The organism is Candidatus Poriferisodalis sp., assembly GCF_965208895.1.
Taxonomy (GTDB): Bacteria; Actinomycetota; Acidimicrobiia; order Acidimicrobiales; family Poriferisodalaceae; genus Poriferisodalis.
The window spans coordinates 1,637,998-1,662,740 of sequence record NZ_OZ242363.1 but is presented as its reverse complement, the minus strand read 5'-3'; the positions used below and the strand labels follow the sequence as shown (position 1 = coordinate 1,662,740).

At 66.8% G+C, this 24,743-nt stretch carries 23 protein-coding genes and 1 tRNA gene; 18 read left to right on the top strand and 6 right to left on the bottom strand.

The window, feature by feature from the left end:
- The first annotated feature begins 29 nt into the window (after positions 1–29).
- Positions 30–1,232, top strand: a complete 1,203-nt coding sequence (locus tag ACOGJB_RS07475; protein WP_419840182.1) for an acetyl-CoA acetyltransferase — start codon at positions 30–32, stop codon at positions 1,230–1,232.
- Positions 1,233–1,327: 95 nt separating this feature from the next.
- Here the strand turns inward: ACOGJB_RS07475 and ACOGJB_RS07470 are convergent, their stop codons facing one another.
- Positions 1,328–3,307, bottom strand: a complete 1,980-nt coding sequence (locus ACOGJB_RS07470; protein ID WP_419840696.1) for a 1-deoxy-D-xylulose-5-phosphate synthase — start codon at positions 3,305–3,307, stop codon at positions 1,328–1,330.
- A 17-nt stretch (positions 3,308–3,324) separates the two neighbouring features.
- Entirely contained in the window at positions 3,325–4,416 is a 1,092-nt protein-coding gene (locus tag ACOGJB_RS07465) for a lysylphosphatidylglycerol synthase transmembrane domain-containing protein (RefSeq protein WP_419840181.1), read from the bottom strand.
- Positions 4,417–4,646: 230 nt separating this feature from the next.
- On the opposite strand from ACOGJB_RS07465, the gene ACOGJB_RS07460 reads away from it, so the two are divergent.
- The 4 genes from ACOGJB_RS07460 (at position 4,647) to ACOGJB_RS07445 (ending at position 9,164) form a co-directional block, all read left to right on the top strand.
- On the top strand, positions 4,647–6,080 hold the full coding sequence (locus ACOGJB_RS07460) for a TldD/PmbA family protein (RefSeq protein ID WP_419840180.1): 1,434 nt from the start codon (positions 4,647–4,649) through the stop codon (positions 6,078–6,080).
- Between the two features lie 118 nt (positions 6,081–6,198).
- A complete protein-coding gene (locus tag ACOGJB_RS07455) occupies positions 6,199–7,563 on the top strand; it encodes a TldD/PmbA family protein (protein WP_419840179.1) in 1,365 nt (454 codons plus the stop codon).
- Between the two features lie 3 nt (positions 7,564–7,566).
- Entirely contained in the window at positions 7,567–8,292 is a 726-nt protein-coding gene (locus tag ACOGJB_RS07450) for a PHP-associated domain-containing protein (protein ID WP_419840178.1), read from the top strand.
- Between the two features lie 11 nt (positions 8,293–8,303).
- On the top strand, positions 8,304–9,164 hold the full coding sequence (locus tag ACOGJB_RS07445; RefSeq protein ID WP_419840177.1) for an undecaprenyl-diphosphate phosphatase: 861 nt from the start codon (positions 8,304–8,306) through the stop codon (positions 9,162–9,164).
- Here ACOGJB_RS07445 and ACOGJB_RS07440 read toward each other — a convergent pair.
- From ACOGJB_RS07440 to ACOGJB_RS07430, 3 genes are all read right to left on the bottom strand, one after another.
- A complete protein-coding gene (locus ACOGJB_RS07440; RefSeq protein WP_419840176.1) occupies positions 9,148–9,765 on the bottom strand; it encodes a hypothetical protein in 618 nt (205 codons plus the stop codon). The genes ACOGJB_RS07445 and ACOGJB_RS07440 overlap by 17 nt on opposite strands.
- 67 nt (positions 9,766–9,832) lie before the next feature.
- The gene (locus ACOGJB_RS07435) at positions 9,833–10,264 is read right to left on the bottom strand and encodes an FmdB family zinc ribbon protein (protein ID WP_419840175.1); all 432 of its coding nucleotides are present in this window, start codon (positions 10,262–10,264) and stop codon (positions 9,833–9,835) included.
- A 128-nt stretch (positions 10,265–10,392) separates the two neighbouring features.
- Positions 10,393–10,836 (bottom strand): hypothetical protein, encoded by a 444-nt coding sequence (locus ACOGJB_RS07430; RefSeq protein WP_419840174.1) that lies wholly within the window; start codon positions 10,834–10,836, stop codon positions 10,393–10,395.
- Between the two features lie 47 nt (positions 10,837–10,883).
- Here ACOGJB_RS07430 and ACOGJB_RS07425 point away from each other — a divergent pair, with 47 nt between their 5' ends.
- The 11 genes from ACOGJB_RS07425 (at position 10,884) to ACOGJB_RS07375 (ending at position 21,863) form a co-directional block, all read left to right on the top strand.
- Positions 10,884–12,338 carry a D-alanyl-D-alanine carboxypeptidase family protein gene (locus tag ACOGJB_RS07425; protein ID WP_419840173.1) on the top strand — a complete coding sequence of 485 codons (1,455 nt, stop codon included), beginning with the start codon at positions 10,884–10,886 and terminating at the stop codon, positions 12,336–12,338.
- A gap of 243 nt (positions 12,339–12,581) precedes the next feature.
- On the top strand, positions 12,582–14,171 hold the full coding sequence (locus ACOGJB_RS07420) for a class I adenylate-forming enzyme family protein (protein WP_419840172.1): 1,590 nt from the start codon (positions 12,582–12,584) through the stop codon (positions 14,169–14,171).
- Between the two features lie 59 nt (positions 14,172–14,230).
- On the top strand, positions 14,231–15,034 hold the full coding sequence (locus ACOGJB_RS07415) for a crotonase/enoyl-CoA hydratase family protein (RefSeq protein ID WP_419840171.1): 804 nt from the start codon (positions 14,231–14,233) through the stop codon (positions 15,032–15,034).
- 1 nt (position 15,035) lies between these two features.
- Positions 15,036–15,965, top strand: a complete 930-nt coding sequence (locus tag ACOGJB_RS07410; protein ID WP_419840170.1) for an SDR family NAD(P)-dependent oxidoreductase — start codon at positions 15,036–15,038, stop codon at positions 15,963–15,965.
- Positions 15,966–16,064: 99 nt separating this feature from the next.
- Positions 16,065–17,216 carry a UTP--glucose-1-phosphate uridylyltransferase gene (locus tag ACOGJB_RS07405; RefSeq protein WP_419840169.1) on the top strand — a complete coding sequence of 384 codons (1,152 nt, stop codon included), beginning with the start codon at positions 16,065–16,067 and terminating at the stop codon, positions 17,214–17,216.
- Positions 17,217–17,283: 67 nt separating this feature from the next.
- On the top strand, positions 17,284–18,513 hold the full coding sequence (gene glp, locus ACOGJB_RS07400) for a gephyrin-like molybdotransferase Glp (protein ID WP_419840168.1): 1,230 nt from the start codon (positions 17,284–17,286) through the stop codon (positions 18,511–18,513).
- A gap of 52 nt (positions 18,514–18,565) precedes the next feature.
- A complete protein-coding gene (gene moaA / locus ACOGJB_RS07395; RefSeq protein WP_419840167.1) occupies positions 18,566–19,594 on the top strand; it encodes a GTP 3',8-cyclase MoaA in 1,029 nt (342 codons plus the stop codon).
- Between the two features lie 69 nt (positions 19,595–19,663).
- Positions 19,664–20,146: a cyclic pyranopterin monophosphate synthase MoaC gene (gene moaC / locus ACOGJB_RS07390; protein WP_419840166.1), complete on the top strand. Its 483-nt coding sequence runs from the start codon at positions 19,664–19,666 to the stop codon at positions 20,144–20,146.
- A gap of 221 nt (positions 20,147–20,367) precedes the next feature.
- The gene (locus ACOGJB_RS07385) at positions 20,368–20,874 is read left to right on the top strand and encodes a hypothetical protein (protein ID WP_419840165.1); all 507 of its coding nucleotides are present in this window, start codon (positions 20,368–20,370) and stop codon (positions 20,872–20,874) included.
- Between the two features lie 38 nt (positions 20,875–20,912).
- A tRNA-Ala gene (locus ACOGJB_RS07380) sits at positions 20,913–20,985 on the top strand.
- 221 nt (positions 20,986–21,206) lie between these two features.
- Positions 21,207–21,863 (top strand): DUF4389 domain-containing protein, encoded by a 657-nt coding sequence (locus tag ACOGJB_RS07375; protein WP_419840164.1) that lies wholly within the window; start codon positions 21,207–21,209, stop codon positions 21,861–21,863.
- Here ACOGJB_RS07375 and ACOGJB_RS07370 read toward each other — a convergent pair.
- Positions 21,839–22,870: a transporter substrate-binding domain-containing protein gene (locus tag ACOGJB_RS07370; RefSeq protein ID WP_419840163.1), complete on the bottom strand. Its 1,032-nt coding sequence runs from the start codon at positions 22,868–22,870 to the stop codon at positions 21,839–21,841. The genes ACOGJB_RS07375 and ACOGJB_RS07370 overlap by 25 nt on opposite strands.
- A gap of 138 nt (positions 22,871–23,008) precedes the next feature.
- Between ACOGJB_RS07370 and ACOGJB_RS07365 the strand changes: the two genes are divergently transcribed.
- Both ACOGJB_RS07365 and ACOGJB_RS07360 read left to right on the top strand, forming a co-directional pair.
- A complete protein-coding gene (locus ACOGJB_RS07365; protein WP_419840162.1) occupies positions 23,009–23,821 on the top strand; it encodes an SCO family protein in 813 nt (270 codons plus the stop codon).
- 2 nt (positions 23,822–23,823) lie between these two features.
- Positions 23,824–24,726 carry a cytochrome c oxidase assembly protein gene (locus ACOGJB_RS07360; RefSeq protein ID WP_419840161.1) on the top strand — a complete coding sequence of 301 codons (903 nt, stop codon included), beginning with the start codon at positions 23,824–23,826 and terminating at the stop codon, positions 24,724–24,726.
- The last annotated feature ends 17 nt before the right edge of the window (positions 24,727–24,743 follow it).

Genomic DNA, 24,743 nt, shown 5'->3' with positions numbered 1-24,743 from the left:
AGACAAAACCCACCACAAGGCAGGCACACATGAGTTCACATGGCATTCGCGACAAGGTCGCGATCGTCGGAATGGGTTGCACCCAGTTCGGCGAGCACTGGGACCGCAGCGTCGATGACATGCTCACCGACGCGGCGCACGAGGCGTACGCGTCTGCGGGCGTCGAACAAGACGACATCGACGCCTTCTGGCTCGGCACGATGGGTTCGGGTGTCTCCGGCCTGACGCTGTCCAAGCCGCTGCAGCTCGACTACAAGCCGGTCACCCGGCTCGAGAACATGTGCGCCACCGGATCCGAAGCGTTCCGCAACGCTGCCTATGCAGTCGCATCGGGCGCCTACGACATGGTGATGGCCATCGGCGTCGAGAAGCTGAAGGACTCGGGCTACTCGGGTCTGACGGGCGCCCGCCCGCCGAGCGACGGCACCGACTCGTCGATCACCGCTCCGGCCACGTTCAGCCTGCTGGCACCGGCCTACGCCCACAAGTACGGGCTCGATCCCGACACCATGAAGGAAGTCCTCACCCGCATCGCCTGGAAGAACCACCGCAACGGCGCACTGAACCCCCGGGCTCAGTTCCGCAAGGAGGTCGCCAAGGAGACCATCGCCGGCTCACCGCTGATCGCTGGTCCACTGGGCATCTTCGACTGCTCAGGCGTGAGCGACGGTTCGGCCGCTGCGGTCCTGGTACGGGCCGAAGACGCCCACAAGTACTGCGACAACCCGCTGTACATCAAGGCGCTCAGCTTCGCTTCCGGTCCGGCGACCGGAGCGCTGGACAGCACCTACGACTACACCACCTTCCGTGAGGTCCAGGCATCGGCAACCGAGGCCTACAAGCAGGCCGGCATCACCGACCCCCGCTCGCAGATCGCGATGGCTGAGGTGCACGACTGCTTCACGCCGACCGAACTGGTCCTGATGGAGGATCTTGGCTTCGCCGAGCGCGGCCTGGGCTGGAAGGAAGCCATGGCCGGCACGTTCGACCTCGATGGCGACCTCCCGGTCAACCCAGACGGCGGTCTGAAGAGCTTCGGCCACCCGATCGGTGCATCCGGCCTGCGGATGCTCTTCGAGTGCTGGCTGCAGCTGCGTGGTCAGGCCCCGCCTGAGCGGCAGATCCCCTCGGTGACCGAGCAGGGCAAGACGCTGGGACTCACCCACAACCTCGGCGGACAGCCTGGGGCGGCAGTGAGCTTCGTCTCGGTTGTCGGTTCCGAGCTGGGCTAGTCGCACCTGACGCCCGCAGCATCGCTGCGGCGCCGAACAACTCAACGCTTGACGGCCCGGGGCACGCGCTCCGGGCCGTTTCGCGCTCCCGGCCTTCAGGCCGTGATGCGGGCGAGGGTCTTGGTGACTGCGGCCGCTATGCCTTTGGCGTCGAGTCCGAGTTCGGCGTGCAATTCTGGGGCAGTGCCGTGGGGGAGGTAGGCGTCGGGAGTCCCCAGTTGTGCGATGCGCGGAACGGTCGGAGCATCGAGCTGGTGAAGTGCGTCACTGACCAGGCTGCCGAAGCCGCCTACTCGGACGCCGTCCTCGACCGTGACGACGAGGGGGTGGGCGGCGGCGTCGAGGACCATGGCGCGGTCGAGCGGTTTCAGGATTCTTGGGTCCCACAGCGAGACTGCTATGCCCTCGGCACTCAAGAGTTCAGCCGCTTCGACGGCTGCGTTGAACGTCTGACCGGCGGCCAGGATGCAGGCGTCGGGGCCCGAACGGTGTTGGCGCGCTTGTAAGCGCGTTGCGCCCGCCACGACGTCTGGTTGGCGGCCAGTTGCATCCACTGGGCCTTTGCCTCGGGGCCAGCGAATTGCTGCGGGGCCATCGGTGATCTCGAGAGCTTGTGCGAATGCAATGGGCAGTTCGTCAGGTGACGACGGGGCGAACACGGTCATGCCCGGGACTCGGCTGAACATGGCTATGTCGTAGAGACCGTGGTGGGAGGCGCCGTCCGGGCCGGTGACGCCAGCCCGGTCAACACAGAGGATGACCGGCAGACGGTGCAGGCCGATGTCGTACAGCGCTTGGTCGAAAGCTCGCGCCAGGAAGGTCGAGTACACCGCAACTACCGGCCGGAGGCCGGCGCGCGCCATGCCAGCGGCTGAGGTCAGCGCGTGCTGCTCGGCGATGCCGACGTCGTAGAAGCGATCGGGGAATTCACGCTGGAATGGCAGCAGTCCGGTGGAGCCGGGCATGGCTGCGGTGATCGCGACGATGTCACGGTCGCGTCGCGCCGCTGCGATGAGTGTCTCGGTGAAGACAGCGGTGTAGTCGCGCACGACGGGCTCAGCAGGCTCGGCTGCCTCTGAATCGGCATCGGGGTCTGCTGGTGCAACTGCGTGGTTGGCAGGTGGCCCGACGTCTGTGCTGAGCGGCGGGGCACCACCGGTGGCGGGATCGAACAAGCCGATGTCGTGAAGGTGCTTCTCGGTGTCGTGCTCGGCAGGTGCGTAGCCGCGTCCCTTCTGCGTCACCACGTGGACGACGATCGGGCCGTTCACATAGGAGGCAGCGTCCCGGAAGGCCGATTCCATCGCCGGAATGTCGTGCCCGTCGACTGGGCCGACATAACGCACGCCCAGCGTCTCGAAGAACGCCGGGGGTTCCCACATTTCGCGCATTGCGGCAGCGGCGCTGTCCAGGCTCCGGCGCACACCGTCTCCCAGCGGCACCCGCTCGAGCAGGTGATCGACTGCCCGACGGCCCTGTACGTAGTGGGGCGACTGGCGCAGCCGGGACATCACGGTGGAGAGCCGGCTGACGGTCGGTGCATAGGAGCGGCCGTTGTCGTTGAGCACGATCAGTGCTCGCTGGGCGTAGTGGCCGAGGTTGTTGAGTGCCTCGAACGCCATCCCGCCGGTCATGGAGCCGTCGCCGATGACTGCGACGACGCGCCGGTGCTCGTGGCCTGTGAGCTGGAAGCCCGTAGCGAGGCCGGAAGCCCAGCTCAGCGACGTCGACGCGTGGCTGTTCTCGACAATGTCGTGATCGGACTCCTGCGCGCTGGGGTATCCCGACAGACCGTGCCGCTGGCGCAATCGCTCGAAGCCGTCCTTTCGGCCGGTAATGAGCTTGTGCACATACGCTTGGTGACCGGTGTCCCAGATGATGACGTCGCGCGGCGATTCGAAGACCCGGTGAAGCGCCACGCTGAGTTCGACCGCCCCAAGATTCGAACCAAGATGGCCGCCGGTCCGCGAGACGGCCTGCACCACGAAGTGCCTGATCTCCGCGCAGAGCTCGTCGAGTTGTGCTGGGCCGAGCGCCCGCAGGTCAGCCGGACTGGTGAGCTTGGCGAGGTGCATTCGCGGCCCAAGGGTACTCAGCGCCACGCAGTCACCTCGGCGGGAACCTTGCTGCGCTCTCGGCGGCCACCGAGCGCGAGGGCCGGTGCGCCGGAAAGGCTGACGAGCAACGTCAGGGCGTAGAGCAGCAAGCCCAGCAGCACGGCCTGGCCTTCATTGACGCCGTGTGCGTCGAGGAACAGCACGAGGGCCGCTTCGCGTACCCCGAGCCCGCCGACGGCGACCGGCAGATTCTGCACGATCAGCACCATTGGAGCGAATGCGAACCATGCGAGCAAACCGGGACTCGCACCGATGGCCGCGCCTGCGAGAGCGGTAGCGACTACGAGCATGAACTGGTAGGCGAACCCGATGCCGACGAGGCGCCCGGCTGCGTTGCGGTGCCGGCGAAACACGCTCAGGCCGGTATGCACCGCGCCGAGCCAGTCGCGGATGTGGCTGCCTCCCGCCAGCCGGCCGAGACCGCGGGGATGTTCCGCGAACCAGACGATGAGGGCGAGTATCAGGAGCGTCCCGAGTGCCAGTCCGCCGGCGATCTGGCCGCCTGAGTGACGCAGAAGGCTCGGCTGCGCCATCAGTGCCGCGAGGGTGAAGATGGGCAGCACAATCCAGCCGGTGAGCCGTTCGATGATCACGGTCGCGAACGCGTTCGCGCGGCTGCCGCATATGCGTCCAAGCCGGTTGATGCGCAGCACGTCGCCGCCGATGGTCGTGGGCAAGAAGTTGCCGATGAATTGCGCCGCCAAGTAGATCGACATCATGGAGCGGCCTGACGCTGTGACATCGAGAGTGTCGGCGACTTGCCACCAGCGCGCAGAGGCCATGACGAATGCGATCGCTATGGCCAGAGCCGCTGCGACCATCCACGCAGCAGCAGCGCTCTTGGAGTCCAGATCGAGTGAGGAGATCTCCTCCCAACTCACCCAGACCAACCACGCGAGCAAGCCACCGCTGACGCCGAAGCGCAACACGGTTCGTACCAGCGGCAGGGCCAGAAAGTGCAGCACTGCGCGCACCAACGGCGAAGCAGCGAGCCGTCTCGCCGCGCTCACGCTGAAGCGCAGCAGCCGTCGATGCAGACGCGGGGATGGTGCCTTGGGGTCGCGCACGGCAGTCAGGTTGCCAAGACGCGGCAGCGCCCTAGCTGTATTCCATAGCAGCGGCTTGGCGCGTCGTCCCAATGGGCGCGTCGACCCACTTCGGTTCGGAAGCGTTTCACGTAGCTTCGCACAATAGTGTTGCCGACGCGCAGTTCACGGGTAGCCGTGGGCTGCGCCGATGGCGGCGGTCGATCATTCCGGCACTACGCCCATGCTGCACCCCGACGTTGGCGGAGAACATGACACGCACATCTGACACGACAGCGACGGGGAAGCCGCTCGTCGATCTCGACGTCGTCGATGCGACGCTGCGCGCGGCGTTGGACGCCGGCGGCGAGTGGGCCGAACTGTTCGCCGAGGATCGGGAATCGACCAGCGTGGTCTTCGACGAAGGCCGCGTCGAGGAGATGAACTCGGGTCGCGACCGCGGTGTGGGCATTCGGGTGACGGCGGGCGACATCACCGGTTATGCGCATACGTCTGACCTCAGCGCCAAGGGGCTCTCAGATGCGGCACGCACGGCCGCGGCCGTGGCTGCACGGCAGCCTCACGGCGGCACGGTCGACATGATGCGGCTCGGGGAAGCCAGCCTCGCCCAGCCACAGGTCGCCGTATTGCCGGCATCGGTCGGCGCGGAGCGCAAAGTGGCCTTGCTGCGTGCCGCAGACGACGCTGCGCGCTCGACCTACGAGGCAATCACCCAGGTAACTGCCCGCTACGGCGAGAGTCGCCGCCGGATCATGGTGGCAAACACCAGCGGCGTGTGCGCGGCCGATGACCAGGTGCGGACGCTCTTTTCGGTCGGGTGTGTCGCGAGCGGCGACGGCGGTTTGCAGACCGGGCGCGAGACCGTCGGCTACACGGTCGGGTGGGAGCTGTTCGACGACTACCACCCCGCCGAGCTCGCCGAGCGTGCAGCGCAGCGCGCCGTCACGAAGCTCGCAGCTCGCCCCGCACCGAGCGGCGAGGTGCCCGTGGTCATCGCTTGCGGCGGGGGCGGCGTGCTCTTTCACGAGGCCTGCGGTCATGGACTCGAAGCCGATCTGGTTCGCAAAGGGGCATCGGTGTTCGCCGGCCGAGTGGGTTCCCAGGTGGCAGCCGGCGGCGTGACGCTGGTCGACGACGGCACGATGGGACCTGAGTGGGGAGCGTTGGTCATCGACGACGAAGGCCATCCCACCCAGCGCAACGAGCTGATCAGCGACGGTGTCCTGACCGACTACATGTGGGATTGGCTGCGCAGCCGCGACGAGGGCCGTGCGCCGTCGGGCAACGGCCGCCGCCAGAGTTACACGCACCTGCCGATGGTCCGGATGACGAATACGTTCGTCACCAACGGCGACACCGACCCCGCAGACATCATCGCTGATACACAGTCGGGCGTCTATGTGGCGCACCTCGGCGGCGGCCAGGTCAACACCGCCACTGGCGATTTCGTCTTCGGCATGACCGAGGCGTACCTCATCGAGAACGGTGTCATCACCGAACCGCTGCGCGAGGGCAACCTCATCGGCAACGGTCCCCAGGTGCTGGCCGACATCGACGCCATTGGCAACGACTTCGCCATGGGGAGCCCCGGTACGTGCGGCAAAGACGGCCAGGGCGTGCCTGTCGGCGACGGCCAGCCCACGCTGCGCGTCCGGGCACTCACGGTGGGGGGCACCGCCGCGTGAGCGGCGGGGTGTGGCAGTGGGTGAGCGGCGGGGTGTGGCAGTGGGTGAGCGGCAGGTATCACGACGCGTGAGCGGCGCCATGAACACAGCCCAGAAAGCTCCAGAGGTGTGACAGCGCGTGAGCGAACGACGGCAATTCGACACTGACGAGCTGGCCCAGCTAGCCCAGCGGGTGTGCGAGCAGGTCCAGGGCGACGAGCAGATCGAGGTTTGCGTGTCGACAGGGCGCTCCACCACAGTGCGCGCCTACAACGGCGACGTCGAGTCGTTGCGTTCGGGCCGCACTGCAGCAATCGGTGTGCGCGTCATCGAATATGGTCGCCAAGGTTTCGCCTCGGCTGGCTCGCTGGACGCCGACGTGGTGTCCGACACGCTCGCTGCTGCCCGTCGCAACGTGACGTTCGGCGAACCCGATCCCCACCAGGGGCTCGCTGAACCCGATGGTGTGGCGTCACCTGGCCTCGATCTCAGCGATACTGCGGTTCTGCGCATCAGCGACGCCGACAAGATTGCAGCAGCTATCGATCTTGAGCGCCGCTGCTTGTCGGCGGATCCGCGCATCTCCGGCGTGCGTGTCGCAGCCTGGAGCGACGGATGGTCGCAGTCGGCTCTGGCGTCAAGCACCGGCATCAGCGTGCAGTCTGAACGCGGAAACTGCTCGGTCGGCGCTCAGCCGCTCGCCACCGACGGTGACGAGACGCAGATCGGCTACGCCGGCGATGCTGCGTGGCGGCCTGACGAGCTCGACATCGATCGCGTCGTGACGGAATCGACGGCACTGGCCACCGGGCAGCTCGGCGCGACAAAGCCGCCGAGCGAGCACTTGACAGTCGTGCTTGCCCCGCCCGTTGTTGCGGCGTTCATCGGCGTGGTTGCCAGCGTGCTTGCTGCGGACAGCGTGCTCAAGGGCCGTTCGCCGTTCGCTGATCGTGTCGGCGAACAGATTGCCGACGAGCGGCTGCATCTCATCGACGACCCCACCGACCCGACGACGCTCGGCGCAGCGAACTTCGACGGCGAAGGGCTCGCGGCGCGCCGCAACCCGCTCATCTCCGCGGGCGTTCTGCGCGGGTTCCTCCACAACGCCTACACCGCGCGCCGGTCGCACACCACGTCGACAGGCTCGGCAGTGCGCGGAACGCGATCTCTCCCGGGCGTGGGCACCCATGCTCCCGTGGTAGCCACGGGCGACATCGCCGCTGACATGCTGCACGCGTCGGTCGGCAACGGCGTGCTCGTACGTGGCGTCAGCGGCCTGCACAGCGGGGTCAATCCCACCAGCGGTGATTTCTCCGTCGGCGCGTGGGGACACCGGATTGCGGGCGGCGAGATCGCTGAGCCATTTCGCGAGGCCACCATCGCCTCCACCTTGCAGCGGATGCTGCTGGCGATCTGCGGCATCGGTGCCACCGCTGAGCCCCTTGCAGGCGGGATGTCGATGCCGCCGCTGATCATCGCTGACGTCGCGCTCTCGGGGGTCTGAGCGATGCCACGCGCGCCAGCTTCAGCGGCCGTCGAGCGGCATCCGCACTTGGCAGACAACTGCCCGGCGGGCTGGGTGCGCGTCGACTTCCACACGCACACGATGTGGTCGGGCGACTCGACGACGACGCCCGACGAGTTCGCCCAATGCCTGTCTGAGAGCGGCATCGACGTGGTGTGCATCACCGACCACAACGCGGTGCGTGGCGCCCAGCAGCTGCAGGGCGAGCTGGATGCCCGCGTCGTAGTCGGCGAGGAGATGAAGACCCACGCGGGGGAGATCATCGGGCTGTTCCTGACCGAACGCGTGCCGCAGGGCTTGGCACCGGTCGCGGCCGCACGAGCCGTGAAATCCCAGGGCGGGCTCGTCTACATCCCGCACCCGTTCGACCAGCTCCGCAACAACCTGCGCCACGACGTCCTCGATGAGCTCGTCGCCGAGGGCCTCGTCGACGGCATCGAGGTCCTGAACGCGAAGACGAGCCTCAACAGCCTCAACTCGCGTGCTGCGCGCTACGCGGGCGAGCATCGCTTGGCGCCGGGGGCAGGCAGTGATGCGCACGTCGCCGAAGCGCTCGGGGGCGCATACCTCGAGATGCCCGACTTCGACGACGACGATCCCGCCGGCTTTCTGGCATCGATGCGCCGAGGCTGGGCAGTCGGCCATCACTACGACCCACCCCGTCGCTGGAGGCCGCGCATCGTCCCATCGGTGGGGAGCGACGACTAGGGGCAGTCTCCGTGCCGGACTTCGCCGTGGCGTTCCTGCTCGGTCTGCTGCAAGGACTGACGGAGTTCTTCCCCGTCTCGTCGAGCGCCCACCTCGAAGTCGTGCCGTGGCTGGCCGGCTGGGACCTCTTCGACGGCGACACCGAGCTCGAGAACGCCTTCGATATCGCACTTCACGTTGGCACGCTTGGGGGAGCGGCGGTGTACTTGCGCGCCGACATTGCCCGTTACGCCGCAGCACTGTGGTGCGGCATCCGAGGCCGCGCCGAGCGAGACACTGCGATCGCGGTGAGCTTGGCGTTGTCGGCGATTCCCGCCGCAGCGGTAGGGATTGCCCTCGAAGATCGCCTGCTCGATCTCGCAGAGGAACCCTTGCTGATTGCGACGCTGTTGGCGGGCTTCGGCTGGCTGCTGTGGCGGTCTGACATCGCCGCGGGCGAACGCGGTGCGCAGCGACCGCAAGACTCCTACCGGCTGCGCGACGCCGTCGGCATGGGTCTCGCACAGGCAGCGGCGTTGCTGCCCGGCGTGAGCCGCTCGGGAGTGACCATCACCGTAGGCCGGCGGCTCGGCTTCGATCGGACAGCGGCTGCGCGGCTGGCCTTCCTCATGAGCTTGCCGCTCATCGCAGGGGCGGGTGTCTATCGCGCCATCACGCTGGCGGACGCTGCGCCGACGAGCGAACATCTGCGGCTGTTCCTCGTCGGAGGTGTTGGGGCCGCCGTGTCGTCATGGGCAGGGGTTGCCGCCATGGTGTGCCTGCTCGGCCGCGTCGACAGGCGCTCGCAGCGATCCCCGTTCGCGCTGTTCGCCGGCTACCGCCTGGCCTTGGCAGCCACAGTGGCGATCGTGGCTATCAGCGGTTTGCGCTGAGCACAATCGGTACCACGACTCCCGTCGCGCTGGCGCGGGCCACCTCGTCGATGTGAACGGGCTCGATCTCGACGAGCCAGCGATCCCGCGATGCGGCGAGGACATAGGCAGGCACGCGAGCTGCGCTCACGTCTACGTCGCTGGGATCAAACGGATCGATGTCGGCAAACAGCATCAGCTCCACCTCGGTGCCGGGCTTCACGTCTGGAGCGTGGGACACCACGCTGATCCCGATGCCCCTGCGCCCCGGGCTCACGCCTGACGCGGGGTCGAAGTCCAACTCAGTCAGCAAGCCGCCACGCGGGACTGCCCGGGTCAGCTCGCCAAGGCCGATTGCGCTGGTGAGTGCTCCTGCGGGGACGAGGTGAGCGGGCACCTCGACGAGATCGACGTGGTCTTCGGGCGAACTGCCCACCGCCAGCGGAATTTGCGCGGCCAGCACGCGCACTGAGGTTCCCCATGCAGCAGCGGCCGAGCGCGCCCGGCCGGCCATTCCCGCGACGAGCATGAGCGCCACGAGTGCGACGACGCCCACTGCGGACCAGTGCACCAGATTGGGTCGGCGTCGCCAGAGATCGCCGAGTTGTGAGATGAGCGCCATGAGAGCCTCCGTCGCGAAGCCATCGCAGCGGCTGGGCCGCTGCGGGCTTGTCTCGATGCTGGAGGCGTCAGCCTGACGCCGAGGCGGCCCCCACGGTTGAGCTCGACGAGTCGTTCGTCGAGCCGCTGTCCGAAGAGGCCGATTTCTTGCTTGCTGAGTCGCTACTTGATTCGCTGCCGGTGCTTGATGCGGAGGTGCCCGATCCCGAGGTTTCTGAAGGCGAAGTGTCTGAAGCCGAGCTGTCGGAGGACGCAGACTTGGCACGACTCTGCGAACGGCTGTCGTTGCGGTAGAAGCCGCTGCCCTTGAAGCTGATGCCGACGTTGGAGAAGATCTTGCGGACCTCGCCGCCGCACGTCGACGCAGACCCGTTGTCAGTGCCGTTGACCACCTCGCTGTCACGAGGCAATGGGCACACCGTGATGGGATCGTCGGAGAAGCTCTGATAGCGCTCAAAGGACTGACCGCAGTCGGTGCAGCGGTACTGGTAGGTCGGCATGCGGCCTCCGTTCTGTCTCGAGCCAGCCGTCGCGCCAAGAGTCTGAGCTTGAGCCGCCGAACAGTGTAGCCCCAGGCCGGGCGCCAGCGCCCAGAATATTCGCGAGCGCTCAGCGGCCCTGCAGCCGGCTACTGATCTTCGGTCGGCGAGAGCAGCGCTTCTCGGTGCCAGCGTCCGCATTCGTCGGTCTCGAAGTACTGGCCTTCGGCCAACTCCACCCGGCGACCGAACGCGTCGCCGAAGTAGGTCGTGACCACCGACCGCAATGACTCGCTCAGGTCCGTGGTGACGGCGTAGTAGCAGGCTGCGGCAGTGCTGCGAGTCACGTAACGACCCGGAGCGAGGTCGTCGCCCACCAAGTACATGCCGTCGACCGATGCGAACGTCGGCGGACCGATCAGGTCCCACGACGGGAGATCCGACGCTGAGCTGTGCTGCGCAGCTGTCGCTGTGACGGTCTCATTCGGCTGGTTCCTGAATCGCTGCGCCCACACCGCCGTCGCAGAGATTCCGAGCAGCACACCGAGCCCGACCAACAACAGCCTTCGCGCCACACAGCTGCGGACACGCACAGCATTCAAGGCTACGGTGCCTCACTGCGACGACCATGCCGACTCGGGTGAGAGCCGCAGCCTTGCCAAACGCCCCGACCGTTGTTCGCCTCGCCGCCGCCACGCTGGCCGCGCTGCTGGCGATCTCGGCCGCTCCGGATGCCGCCAGCGGGCAGCCGGTGCGTGACGCTCCGGTTGATCCCATCGAATCGGTGCGCGAGGCCTTTGCTCAGTCGGCGCACGACATCGGTATCGCCTACTTCTCGACCCACAGCAGAGTCGAGCCGAATCTCAATGGCATCTCGGTATCGGCAGTGCCCGACAAGCCGCCCAACGATCACCCCTTGGTGTCGCAGCTCGTGGCTCACGCGAGCCGCCGGGAACTCTCGACGATCGATGCATTCGAGAGTCACGCCTCCGCCATGGCGAACGAAAACGTGCCATGCACCGGCAGTGGCGCCATTCCCCGAGCGCAGACTTGCACGGCGGCAGGCCTGCACCGACTGCCCTCGCTCGAGCCGGCGCCTCACGGCGCTCTCGAACTCGTCGCGGCCGCACGGACCGAGGCAACGCCCGTCACCGCATTCGACCTGCTGACCGCTGCGTTCGAGATCGCCGCATGGCGGCCCGCGGGCATCCACCCCCAGACCGCAGAGGCCGCTCGCCGGGCTGCTGCGCAGATGCGTCTGCGCACACGCAACACGGATCAGCCATGTCACATCAGTGCTCTGTGGGTCGCCGCGGCTGTCGCCGCCGAAGCTCCGGACATCCGGCTGGCGATCGCCGGGTTCTGGCTCGACGGCGACAAAGTGGCGCCATTGGTGTCACAGGCCCGGTATGCCGCTCGAAACGGCTGCCAAGCTGCGATGTCCGCACTTGGCCACGCCCAGAACCCACCGCCAGCGCGGCTTGCGTTCTGGGATCCGCAGACCGTGCTCGCGATCAGTGCACGCACTGATGCCAAGATCGCTCGCACGCTCGTCGAAATGACGAGCGGCAACCTCCGCCCCCGCTCCGCGCTGGTGGTGCCCGGCCGCGACGCAGTCGCCTCACACTCGGCGGCTGAGCCCTTCCGCGCCTGTGACGCCATCACCGAGGTAGCCGCGTCGAGAGACACTGCGAGCGTCCGCGGCATCAGGGTTCATGTGTGCCTCGCAGACTCGCTGCGTGCGCTGCTGGCCGATGCGCGACGCGGCGGAATCGTCATGAGCGGATGGGGCTGGCGCTCCACCGCAGCGCAAATCGGCCTGCGTCAGGCGCATTGCCCGCTGCCGTCCCGAGACGCTGCCGACTACTGGCTGCAGCTGTCGCTGTTGCCATCGTTCTCATGCGATCCTCCCGTCGCGCGGCCGACGACCTCGCAGCACGAGTACGGATTGGCCGTCGACTTCACTTGCGGCACATCAGGCGCTCCCATAGACCGAGCAAGCCGCTGTTATGAATGGCTCGCGGAGAACGCGCATCGTTACGGGTTCTACAACCTGCTGCTTGAGCCGTGGCACTGGTCCACCACCGGCCGCTGATCGCTCCTTGGGGCACGGTCGGCTGTAACGGCCACGGCTCGGCCGCCTCGAGCCGGCAGCGCCGACGCGCTCTCGATCTGCGACATCGGGAGGCCGCTGGATTCGAGGTGGCGAACCATGAGCCGTGACAGGCCCATGGAGATGATGGCGGTGCCGGTGCTGGTTGAGCAGCGATGCTCATGAACGGCAACCCCAAGCTCTGCCCGATACCTCCGATCCCATTACTTGCTAAGCATGTAGCCCATGAGCAGCGCGCCGATCCGCCGTCGCCATGGTGCGAGCGCATCTGGCGTGCTGAGCCATCCCGAACGGGGGACGCCGGAGTACTGGGCCGAATCGAGGCCCGATGCCGTAGCAGTGATCCTCGACGACGAGGCCCTGACCTATGCCCAGTGGAACGATGCGGCCGACCGGGTCGCCGAGTCACTGGCGGAGCTAGGGCTGGCGCGTGGTGACCGAATCGGCATGCGCTTCCGGCTTGGGTTCGAGTGGTTCGTCTTGCAGCGCGCGCTGCAGAAGCTGGGAGTGACCCAGGTTGCAGTGAACTGGAAGCTCACGCCCGACGAAGCGGCCTACATCGTGTCGGACAGCGGCGCGAAGGGCTTGTTCTGCGACGACCCAGACCCATCGGGATGGGATGCGCACGACGTCGGCTTGCTGGTGACGGTCGGGCAGGCGCCGGGGGGACTCGGGGTCGGCTACGCCGACCTCGCTGCATCTGCCGCGGCCACGAAACGCTTCGGTCTGCTGCGCCCCGACATGGTGCTCTACACCTCCGGGACAACCGGTGCGCCCCGCGGTGTGGCGCCGCGTGATCGCTCCAGGCTCGACGTCGAGCGACTGTTTCGCTACGCCAGATCTGTCGGATCAGTGCCGCCGTATCCCCACGATGCCGTCGTGCTGCTGTCGCTGCCGGTGCATCACGGTGCCGGACCGGCGATCGCCACGGCGGCCTGCGCCAAGGGCGGGACTTCGGTCTTGTTGGATCCCTACGATCCCATCGAGGCACTACGGCTCATCGAGCGCCACCGCATCGAGGTCTGGACGGCCGTGCCCACGATGCTGCTGCGCATTCAGGCGCTTCCCGACGACGTGATCGACCGATACGACGTGTCATCGCTCACTGCATTGGCGGCAGGCGCGGCAGCAGTGCCGCAGTCGCTCAAGGAGTGGATCGTGCGTCGATGGGGTCCCGACCTGCTGTGGGAGTCATACGGGTGCAGCGAAGCCGGCATGCTGACATACACCGCTCCCGAGCACCAGCTGGCGAAGCCGGGCAGCAGCGGCCTTCCCTTCGACGGCGTAGAGGTCGCCATCGTCGACGACGAATGGAACCACTGCGGCCCAGGCAAGACCGGCGAGATCGCAGTCAACACCCCAGTGGTGCTCACCAGCTACCTCGACGGCGACCCGTTAGGACCCGACACGATCAAGGACGGTTTTTACCGCACCGGCGATGTCGGGCACCTCGATGAGGACGGATTCCTGTTCATCACCGACCGAGTCAAGGACATGATCGTCGCCGGGGGCGTCAACATCTACCCAGCCGAGATCGAGCATGCGATCGTGGCTCACCCTGGCGTTGAGATGTGCGCGGTCATCGGCATTCCCCACGATGACTTCGGCGAGCAGCCCCTGGCCCTCATCGTCAGAGCCTCGGGTCACGATCTCACCGAGGCAGACGTGCGCTCGCACCTCGACGGTCGGCTCGCCTCGTTCAAGCGGCCCCGCCGGATCGAGTTCGTCGATGAGCTCCCGGTGAGCCCGATGGGCAAGATTCTCAAGACCGAGCTGCGCGCTCCGTACTGGGAAGGAAGAGAGCGCCATGTGTGAGCAGCGCACCGGCGTGCTCGATCTCACTGGCCGAACCCATGTCGTGAGCGGAGGCCACGGTGCCGGCCTCTGAGGTTCCGGGCGCCGACCCGACCGGTTCCGAGGCAATCCACACGGAACAGCTCGGCGACCACCTGCTGCTCATCCGCGTTGATCGACCTCACCGGCGCAATGCATTCGACGGAGCCACGGCCCGGGCAATGGAAGCGGCGATCGACGCCTATGAAGACGATGACACCCTGCGGTGCGCAATCTTGGCGGGAACGGCCCAAGCATTCTCCTCGGGGCAAGACCTCATCGCGGCGGCACACGGCGACATGGGCGTAGCGCCGAATCGAGGCGGCTTCGGAATCATGGCGAAACCGCCGACGAAGCCGATCATCGCCGCTGTCGAAGGCCACGCATTGGCCGGCGGCCTCGAACTGTGCCTGGCCTGTGATCTCGTGGTGTCGTCCCGCAGCGCGACGATGGGCATACCCGAGGCCACACGCTCGCTGGTCGCCGTGGGCGGAGGCCTGTTTCGGCTTCCCAAGCGGATCCCCTACCACCTTGCGATGGAACTGGCGCTGACCGGCAAAGCGTGGTCGGCGGAGCGGATGGCCGAGCTCGGGTTGGTCAACAGGCTGACCGAGCCAGGTGCAGCGCTGCAGGGCGCGATTGAACTCGCCCATGAGATCCTGCGTGCCGGCCCTCTCGCAGTACGAGCCAGCAAGCAGATCGTGCAGCACGCCTACGACTGGAATGACGCCGACAGCTGGCAGAACCAGATGCCCTTCGCCCGGCCGGTACTGGCTTCGGAGGATCTGCAGGAGGGCTTGCGCGCATTCGCCGACAAGCGCGATCCCATCTGGACAGGGCGTTGATGTGCTGATCGAGCCTGCGCTGCGCTCCGATCTCTTGCGGGGACGCACGGCTGTGGTCACCGGCGGTTCTCGCGGCATCGGCGGGGCGACCGCAGCGATGCTTGCGGCCAACGGCGCCAACGTCGTCATCGCCGAGGTCGACGCAGCTCAGGCGTATGCGGCTGTCGCCGACCTCGACGAGGCGTGCGGGGCAGGCACCGCCAGCGCCTTCGTGGCCGATCTCGTGGTGCCCGATGCCTGCGACCGCCTTGTTGCACATGCGCTCGAGACCTTCGGTGCGCTCGACATCGTGGTCAACAACGCGGGCTACGCATGGGACGGCGGCATCCACTCGATGACAGACGAGCAGTTTCAGGCAATGCTCGACATCCATCTCGTCGTGCCGTTCCGTCTTGCCCGAGCCTGTGCGCCGGTGTTCCGTGCTGCGGCCAAGGCCGACGACGAAGCGGGACAGCCCCGGCATCGCAAGACGGTCATGGTGTCGTCCATGGCTGGAGAGTGGGGCCTGCCTGGTGCCGGGAATTACGCCGCCGCGAAGGCCGGCGTGCTCGGCTTGATGCGTACGCTCGCCCAAGAGTGGGGCCGCTATCGGGTGAACGTGAACGCGGTCGCGTTCGGGATCATTCAGACCCGGTTCGGCTTGCCGCAATCCCCCCATGAGGTCATCGAGACCGGCGGGCGCACCATTCATGTCGGCATGCCGCCCAGACAAGCCGAACGCCTCGGCGTCGCCGCCGAATCCGAGCACCCGCCGACTGACGAAGAGGTCTACGCGGCCAAGCCGATGTCTCATCAGCGGGTTGCGCTCGGGCGCTCCGGCACCATCAGCGACGCCGCCAACTCCATCTTCTGGCTGTGCTCGCCACTGAGCGATTACATGACCGGCCAAGTGCTCGCTGTCAACGGCGGCGCCCGTGGCGGCATGAGTTGAGCTGCTGGTGCACATTGGCTGGGGGAGTCTTGCCCCGCACGCTCAGTCGTCGTCTGCGGCCACCAACCCCGTGGAACTCATCATCTAGCTTCAGGTGTCGTGCAAGCCTCTGACCTCGTTGCGCGTTACGGCATTGACCGGGCCGCAGCCGACACGCTTGGGTCCTACGGGTTCGACGCCGAACGGTTCGACGACTTGCGCGGCCGACTCGCTCGCCCGCAGCGCGCTGACAGTGACGGCGGGGAAGCGAATTGGGTGCTCGGCACCGTCGAGCCGCCTGCTGCCGACGACCTCACCAGGCTGCCGCCGCCGGGTACTGCTGAGCGCGAGCGGCTGGCGGAAGCCGGCCGTGAGGCGATCGCGGGCAGCCAGGTGGGTGTTCTGCTGCTGGCCGGAGGCATGGCCACTCGCTTCGGCGGCGGCGTGAAGGCGATGGCGGAGGTGCTGGCGGGGCTGACGTTTGCCGACGCCAAACTGGCCGACCTGCGGCGTCTCGTCGGCGAGTTCGACTGCGCCATTCCGCTGTGGCTGATGACCAGCTTCCGGTCCGATGCCGCGCTGCGTGACTGGGCAGCGGCGTCGGCTTCCAGCACGGTGCCTATCGACGTCGCTCCTCAGTGCATCTCGATGCGCCTCACACTCACCGGCGACCTGTTCCGTGGCTCCGATGGCGCTGTGTCGCTGTACGCACCGGGCCACGGCGACGCGCCGTGGGCCATGCACAAGCGCGGCCTGCTGGGAGAGTTTGCCCGACGAGGCGGACGGCACCTGTTCGTCACGAACGTCGATAACGCTGCAGCCACGCTGGATCCCGCCGTGATCGGGGCGCACTTGGCGGGTTCGCGGCCGCTCACTTGCGAAGTCGTGGCAGGACACGCGTCAGGAGGGTCTCCATGGCGGGTGGACGGGCATATGCAGATCGTGGAGGCGTTTCGCTTGCCGCCGGGTGTCGACCCTTCGTCGTCCGGCGCGGCGAACACCAATTCGCTGGTGGCTGACATCGAGGTATTCGAGGCGGGTTGGCCGCTGACGTGGTTCGAGGTGCGCAAGCAGGTTGGCGGGGTTGAGGTGGTGCAGTTCGAGCGTCTCATCGGCGAGCTGTCGGCGTTCGTCGACACCACGATGCTGGTCGTCGAGCGCGACGGACCAGACGGCCGTTTCCAGCCGGTGAAAGATCCAGCGGAGCTAGAGGCACGCCGCCCCGAGATCGCCCGGATCCTCTCGGGCAGGGGCATCGTGACCCGCCGCTGAGCTGCGCCGCTTTGGCATCTGGGTCTGTTGGTGCAGGCCCTCTGCCGTCGCCGCTACATTGCTGCCGGTGTTGCCGCTGGAGACCGCTCGTGAGTTCGTCTTGGACCGATGTGCAGCGCGCAAGCCCGAGCGTGTCGCAGTCGCCGATGCATTGGGCCTGGTGACTGCCAGCGAGATCACCTGTTCAGAAGACATCCCGCAGTTTGCGAACACGGCCATGGACGGATTCGCTGTTCGATCTGCCGATGTGGCCGACGCCCCATGCGAATTGCGGGTCGTCGAAACGATTGCGGCGGGGCATGCGCCGCAGGTGACGGTCGGACCGGGCGAGGCCAGCCGCATCATGACGGGCGCGACCATTCCCCCGGGCGCCGATGCAGTGGTGATGGTGGAGCGGACCAGCATGGCGAAGCCGGCTGGCACAGCGGCGGGCGGGGCCGACAACCCCGAGACAGTGCGCGTGGAGGTGAGCGTCCCGCCGGGCAATCACGTGCGGCATGCGGGCGACGACCTGCAAGCCGGTGCCCACGTGTTCGGCGTCGGCACCGAGCTCACCGCTGGACATCTCGGGGTGCTGTGCAGCCTCGGGATGACCGAGGTGGAAGTGTTCGGGCGGCCGCGGGTCGGCGTGTTGTCCACAGGCGATGAGCTCGTTGACGACGGCAGTCCGTTGCAGCCCGGTCAGATCCGGGATTCGAACCGCCGCACGCTGCTGGCGTTGGCACATCGGGCCGATGTCACCTGCGTCGATTTGGGACTCGTCCGAGACGATCCCGATGCAATAGAGGCCGCCATCCTCACCGGCGTCGACTCGTGCGATGCCATCGTCACCTCCGGCGGCGTCAGCATGGGCGACTTCGACTACGTGAAGGCCGTGCTCGACCGCATCGGCGATATGCGCTGGATGCAAGTGGCGATCAAGCCCGCCAAGCCGCTGGCGTTCGGCACCGTGGGCGATGTGCCGGTTTTTGGCCTGCCGGGCAATCCGGTCTCGTCGATGGTGTCCTTCGAGCTTTTCGCCCGGCCGGGTCTGCGCTCGATGATGGGCCATCCGGATCCGATCCGGCCGACGGTCGGGGCCACTGCCGCGGAAGACCTTCCGCGACGCGTCGACGGCAAGACGCACTTCATGCGGGTGCTTGCGACACCCAAGAACGGTGGCATCGAGGTTCGCTCCGCCGGGGGGCAGGGCTCGCACATGCTGTGGGCGATGGCGAACGCCAATGCGTTGGCGGTCGTGCCCGACAGCGACGGTGTGCGTGCCGGCGAATCGGTCGACGTGCTCCTGCTGGACTGAACAACGCCCCGCCTCTCAGAGAGATCGATCAGTGGTCGGTACGCTCTGGTCAATGAATGGTGCAGCAGGTGTCGTTGCCCCGGCCCGGGCGAAAGACCTCGTCGACCCATTCGGCCGACTTGTCGGCGACTTGCGCATCTCGGTCACCGATCGCTGCAACTTCCGCTGCCAGTACTGCATGCCCGCCGAAGGCATGACGTGGCTGCCGCGTTCAGAGATCCTGAGCTTCGAGGAGATCGAGCGCTTCGCCCAGGTGTGCGTGGAACGCTTCGGATTCGAGAGCATCCGGCTGACAGGCGGAGAGCCCCTGGTGCGAGCGCACCTGCCGCGCCTCGTGGAACGACTGGCCGGCCTCGGCGTCGATGTTGCACTGACCACCAACGGCGCCACGCTGCGCCTGCACGCCAAGCCGCTGGCCTCCGCTGGGCTGTCGCGCATCAACATCAGCCTCGATTCGCTGCAGCGCGACAGATTCTTGGAGCTGACCCGCCGCGACGAGCTCGACCGGGTCCTCGACGGCATCGACGCAGCCATCGACGCCGGGCTCGCCCCGGTGAAGATCAACACGGTCATGATGCGCGGGATCAACGACGACGAAGTGGTGGACTTCGCGCGCTACGGCCGCGAGCGAGGCGTCGAGGTCCGCTTCATCGAATTCATGCCGCTCGAAGCAGGCGACGTGTGGAACGCAGATGTGGTCGTGCCGGCCGACGAGATCCTGGCGGCCATCTCCGCTGAGTATCCGACTGAGGCCGTCGTGCGTGCCAACGAGCCTGCCGAGCGCTACCGGTACTTGGACGGGGGCGGTCACGTCGGCGTTATTGCCAGCGTCACCAAGCCGTTCTGCGGCAATTGCGACCGGGTGCGGCTGACCGCCGAAGGCCAGTTCCGCACGTGTCTGTTCGCGCTCGACGAGTTCGACATGCGATCGATCCTGCGCAGCGGTGCGACGGGTGCCGAACTCGATGATCGGCTGGCAACCGCCGTCCGCGATGCAGTGGGCACCAAGTGGGCCGGCCACTCGATCGGCCAAGTCAACTTCATCAAGCCCAAACGAACAATGAGTCAGATCGGCGGCTGAGGCCGCCGATCCATCAGACGCAGAGGCGGCTGAAGCCGCCGATCCATCCGACACAGAGGTGGTTGAAGCATGACCGAGTCACCGTTCACCCACTTGGATCCGCTCGGCCGGGCGCGCATGGTCGACGTCACTCCGAAAGAGGCGTCCCACCGGCGGGCGATCGCTCGCTGCCGGGTGCACATGGCGATCGAGACAGCGTCGCTCGTTGCTCGCGGTGCGATCGCCAAGGGGGACGTCATCGCGGTCGCCCGCGTTGCTGGCATCCAGGCTGCCAAGCGCACCCCCGATCTCATCCCGCTCTGCCACCCTCTGCTGGTCGGCGCTGTCTACGTGAACTTCGAGATCGCCGACACGTGGATCGAGATCGAGGCCCAGGTGGAAACGGTGGATCGCACCGGTGTCGAGATGGAGGCGATGACGGCATGTTCGATCGCCGCGCTCACGATTTACGACATGTGCAAGTCAGCCGACCGCTCGATGGTCATCGGCGACCTCACCCTGTGGGAGAAGACGGGCGGCAAATCGGGCACGTACCGCCGCGACGACGCCTGATGGACGGACCGCGGCCTCGCCCAGCGCTGCCCGCCCCAGTTCGCCGAGGTCATGCAATTGCGCTCAAGCGTCGCTGAGGCCCGGGCCCCAGCTCTCAAGCGACTGGCGTGCGCAGCGGCGGGTCAGTACTCTTCGACTCAATCCCACATCGGTAATGTGCCGCGTCTGCGCTGCGAGATGGCACCCTGTGTGGGCAGGCCCGCCGATGAGGCAGGTGATGCGTGACACAACTGGTCTTGGTGTTGTTGGCCGTCATTTGGCTCGTGGTTCTGGCTCCCGATGTCGCGCGCCTGATCCGGCCGGGCCGAAGAGCGACATCATCGGTCGACCGGTTCCGCCAGCAGCTCGATTCGCTCGGCCGCTCGGCGCCCGCCGCTGTGCAGATCTCCCAAGCGCAGAAGCGGAGACGCTCAGGCGGTCCGCAGTCACGATGGACGCGCCCCTCCACGTCGATGCCGACCACCCCGCAGCAAGCGGCTGTTCGTCGGCGTGACATCGGGACACTGCTGGTGCTGTGCACCTTGGTGACGCTGGCGGGCGCACTCACCTCAGGATCGATCTGGGCGCTCGCCGCCGCTGTCGTGCTGGTCGTGATGTCGTCGGCGTTCGCCATCGGTGTCGTGCGCCGACACCGCACGGCGCCTACTGCCGAGGTGCACTACCTGCCGCTGCGAGATGCCGACACTGCTTCGATGGTCAAGATGATTCGCCGCACGGCAAACGAGTAGACACCGCCGCGCAGGTATATTCGACCGCTGCCCGCTTCGGGGGTGTAGCTCAGTTGGTAGAGCGCTTCGGTCGCATCGAAGAGGCCAGGGGTTCGATTCCCCTCACCTCCACTTGACAGGGAGCTGGCTGAAATGCAGGCGGCGCCGACTCCCGCGCGCTGCCCGAGTCCAAGCTCGCCGGCATCACGGCGCGCGGATTCCTACGCGGGGTACCGATCGCGGCGGCGGCTTCTGCGCCGCCGGGCACCCACTATGGTCGGGAGTGATCGACAATCAAGCGGTTACCACGGTGCTGGGTCGGCTGATGTGGTTCCGAGGCGGAGGGGGAATCCATGTCTGCGGACACCGGTGCGAGCGAAGCGTTGGCCGGGGATTACCCGGCCCGCTTGGATGTCGAGTATCCGGAGCAAGGGCTGAATCGGGCCACGACGTTCTTTCGGATACTGCTGGTGATACCGATTGCGATCGTGGCCGGTTTGGTCGGCGGCAACTTTGCCACCATTGGCATGCCGGAGGGATCGGATTGGCGCGGACTCGTGTCGGGCGGGGCACTGTTCTTGCCTGCGCTGCTGATGATCCTGTTCCGGCGCAAGTACCCCCGCTGGTGGTTCGACTGGAATCTCGAAGTGACCAGGTTCGTTGCGCGCGTGTACGCCTATATGGCACTGATGCGTGACGAATACCCCTCGACCGACGAGCAGCAGGCCGTCCGACTGGAACTCGACTATCCCGACGCCGCTCGCGACCTGAACCGCTGGCTCCCGCTGGTCAAGTGGCTGCTGGCGATACCGCACTACATCGTGCTGGCAGTGCTGAGCGTGGCCGAGGTCGTCTGCGTGCTGATCGCTTGGTTCGCGATCCTCTTCACTGGCCGTTACCCGCGCGGGCTGTTCAACTTCGTGCTGGGCGTGAACCGCTGGTGGCTGCGAGTCGCGGCGTACATGTGGCTGCTCACCACCGATCGCTACCCGCCGTTCTCGCTGCGATAGGCCTGCCAGGCGCGGGCGCGGTCATTGAAGACCTCGCCGTCTGCGAGCCACTCCCCGATGCCGATGCGTCCTGCATCGGTGAGCCATGCCACTGCGTCATTGAGCTTGTCGAGCAACTCTGCGTCGTCCACGCCGACGGCAAAGCCGCCAAATTCCACCCGGTCGTCCAGTGCAGTCACGGCAAACTGCCCGCCTGAGTCGAGAGCGGCTCGTGTGTTGCCGATGGTTCCTCTGGCGACGGCGTCGACTCGGCCGTCGCGCAGCGCTTTGAGCAAGGCCGCTTCGCCGGAGTCGTCGCCGAGGTAGACGACCGTGGGTTGCGTCGGATCCGCAGGTATCAAGCGGATGCGATGCTGCAGCTCAGGCGATGCCCCGGCGGCACTGATGCTCAAGGTGTCATCCGATTCGACGATCACCACGCCTGTGGGAGTGTGCACGCGTGTGCCTGCGGCCAGCAGACCTCGAGCGTCGGCCGTGCCGAGCAGTTGCAGCAGCCTGGCTTCGCCCGTCGTCGCGGCCAGCACTCCCACCGCATGGGTGTTCCCCAAGGCGTCGTGATTCGGGAGGCGATCGGCGTCCTCGGAGCGAACAAGCAGCGATTGGCGGAACTCGACATGTGGTCGCGTGAACGTGATCACAGCGTCGCCGCTGGCGTCGAGCCTGCGGGAATCCAAGATGGTGATGCCGCCGCCGACCATGTCGAAGTCGTCGCGTGTCGGCAGGAGCCAGATTCGGGGCCACTCTTCGATCGGCGTGCGGTCGAATCTCAGGCCGAGGCCGTCCATCAGTTCCATTGCGGAGAGCAAATCGGCTTCGTAGCCGACATGCTCGCGAAATCTCCCTGCACCGGGGTCGGGGTCAGCCGCGGCGCTGATCGGTTCAAAGAACGCATAAAAGCCGACACGCACGGTGCGCTCGGAGGCGTCGGGGCCGGTGCAGCCAACAGCGACGCCGAGCAATGCCAATATCAGCCACGTGGCGATCGCAACAGAGCGACAGCTGGTCATCGGAACATTCAAGTGTGTTGCACGCAGACTCGAACCGTTCGGGCTGCGGCGAGCCTGCATCCTGCATGAACGCCATCATGGCCGGTTACACGAACTCTCCGAGTGTCACGAGTCTGGGTCCAAGTAGCATGCGAGCCGATGATCGGCGCCAGAGGTGACCTGCGTCGATGTGGTTTCCCCGGCGCCACGAACCGGCGAATCGCAGTGCTGTTCGCGGCTCTGGCTCTGGTGCTTGTGGCATGCGGCGGCGGCGGCGGTGATGACACCGGTTCCGACGACATCGGCGCTCCCCACGATTGGTCGCCCGATTCGCAGTACGAAGGCTTGGCCGTGCCCCTGGAGGACCTGCGGCAGGTGCCCGAGATGATGCTGACCGACACATCCGGCAACGACTTCCACCTGGCAGCCGACACCCAAGGACATGTCCGGCTGATCTACCAGATGTTCACCAACTGTCCCGACATCTGTGGCGTGCAACTCGCCCAGCTCGCCAGCGTGCTGAACCGTCCCGGCGCGCCGACGAACGTGACGGTGCTGGCGGTGACGGTTGATCCCGAACGTGACTCGCCCGACGTCCTGCGGGCCTACCTCGACCAATTCAGCGACGACTTTGTCGGACTCATTCCCGACAGCGAGCAGCAGTTGACCGACCTGCAGAATACGCTGGGAGCTCTGGCGTCCATCAGGATCTCCGACACCGCCACCACCACGACCCATCAGATGCCTTCGGGGGACGGCGACACGGGTGACGCGGGTGACACAGACATGGCGGCAATGGATCACGGCGAGGTTGACTATGACATCGCTCACGACGCCCGCGTGTTCGCCTATGCCCCGAACGGCTACGGCTACGCGCAGTACCCGCATCCCACCCGGCAGACCCAGTTCGACAACGACCTGCCGATCCTCGCCCGCATCGAGCCGAACTCCCCAGCCGGCGCAGGCGTGTAGCGATGCGATTCTGGTGCTCGGCGCTCGAAGAGCCGTGGAGCTGGGCGTGGCGCGCCTATCCGGGCGTCTGGGCCGCAACAGCGGCCATCGCAGCCCCGTACCTGGTGGCCCGGCGCCGCGCTCGCAACATGCGCCCTCGGCCGCTGGAACCTGCAGATGCCGCAATCGAGCGCCGGCAGATGTGGCTGTTCCTGGCCGGAGTGCTGGCATTCTGGGTCGCGTCGGATTGGCCGCTCGGCGTCCTCGGTGCCGGCTACCTGGCCTCGGCCCACATGGCGCAGTTCATGCTGTACACGCTGGTGGCCGCACCGCTGCTGGTCCTCGGCACGCCCGAGCCGATGGCTCGCAGGATCTTGGCCAAGCTGCGCCTCTACCGCGTGATGACCCGCCTCACTCAGCCGGTGTTCGCCGGGTTGGTGTTCAACGGCTGTCTGGTGGTGACACACTCGCCATGGGCGGTGGACGCGCTGCGGGCCAGCCAGTTCGGGTCGTTTGTGATGGACGCCGTGTGGCTTGTATCGGGTGTGCTCGTGTGGCTGCCGATCTGCTCACCGCTCACCGAGCACCGGCTGCGCGCCTACCCCGGCAAGATGGTGTACCTGTTCCTGGCGCTCGGGGTTGTGCCGGCGGTGCCGGCAGGGTTCCTGACCTTTGCCAGCTTCCCTCTCTACGCCACCTACGAGCTGGCGCCCCGGTTCTACGGTCTCAATGCGGCCACAGACCAGCAGACGGCCGGGCTCATCATGAAGCTGGGCGGCATACCGATCGTGTGGGGAACCATCGTCGCCATGATGATGCGGTGGGCCGACGAGTCCCGCGAATCCGTCCCGAAATTGCCGCCGACGGGGGGCGAGCATCGGGAGGCTTCAGCCCGATCCGTCGATGCGGAAACCGCAACAGAGTGAGCACCGGCGCAGTCAGT

What these genes read in the sequence shown, in the direction of transcription:
- ACOGJB_RS07370 (WP_419840163.1), bottom strand. Translation starts at nt 22,870, where the DNA reads ATGACCAGCTGTCGCTCTGTTGCGATCGCCACGTGGCTGATATTGGCA.
- ACOGJB_RS07470 (WP_419840696.1), bottom strand. Translation starts at nt 3,307, where the DNA reads ATGCACCTCGCCAAGCTCACCAGTCCGGCTGACCTGCGGGCGCTCGGC.
- ACOGJB_RS07375 (WP_419840164.1), top strand. Translation starts at nt 21,207, where the DNA reads ATGTCTGCGGACACCGGTGCGAGCGAAGCGTTGGCCGGGGATTACCCG.
- ACOGJB_RS07440 (WP_419840176.1), bottom strand. Translation starts at nt 9,765, where the DNA reads ATGGCGCTCATCTCACAACTCGGCGATCTCTGGCGACGCCGACCCAAT.
- moaC (WP_419840166.1), top strand. Translation starts at nt 19,664, where the DNA reads ATGACCGAGTCACCGTTCACCCACTTGGATCCGCTCGGCCGGGCGCGC.
- ACOGJB_RS07365 (WP_419840162.1), top strand. Translation starts at nt 23,009, where the DNA reads ATGATCGGCGCCAGAGGTGACCTGCGTCGATGTGGTTTCCCCGGCGCC.
- ACOGJB_RS07435 (WP_419840175.1), bottom strand. Translation starts at nt 10,264, where the DNA reads ATGCCGACCTACCAGTACCGCTGCACCGACTGCGGTCAGTCCTTTGAG.
- ACOGJB_RS07460 (WP_419840180.1), top strand. Translation starts at nt 4,647, where the DNA reads ATGACACGCACATCTGACACGACAGCGACGGGGAAGCCGCTCGTCGAT.
- ACOGJB_RS07420 (WP_419840172.1), top strand. Translation starts at nt 12,582, where the DNA reads ATGAGCAGCGCGCCGATCCGCCGTCGCCATGGTGCGAGCGCATCTGGC.
- moaA (WP_419840167.1), top strand. Translation starts at nt 18,566, where the DNA reads ATGAATGGTGCAGCAGGTGTCGTTGCCCCGGCCCGGGCGAAAGACCTC.
- ACOGJB_RS07450 (WP_419840178.1), top strand. Translation starts at nt 7,567, where the DNA reads ATGCCACGCGCGCCAGCTTCAGCGGCCGTCGAGCGGCATCCGCACTTG.
- ACOGJB_RS07475 (WP_419840182.1), top strand. Translation starts at nt 30, where the DNA reads ATGAGTTCACATGGCATTCGCGACAAGGTCGCGATCGTCGGAATGGGT.
- ACOGJB_RS07360 (WP_419840161.1), top strand. Translation starts at nt 23,824, where the DNA reads ATGCGATTCTGGTGCTCGGCGCTCGAAGAGCCGTGGAGCTGGGCGTGG.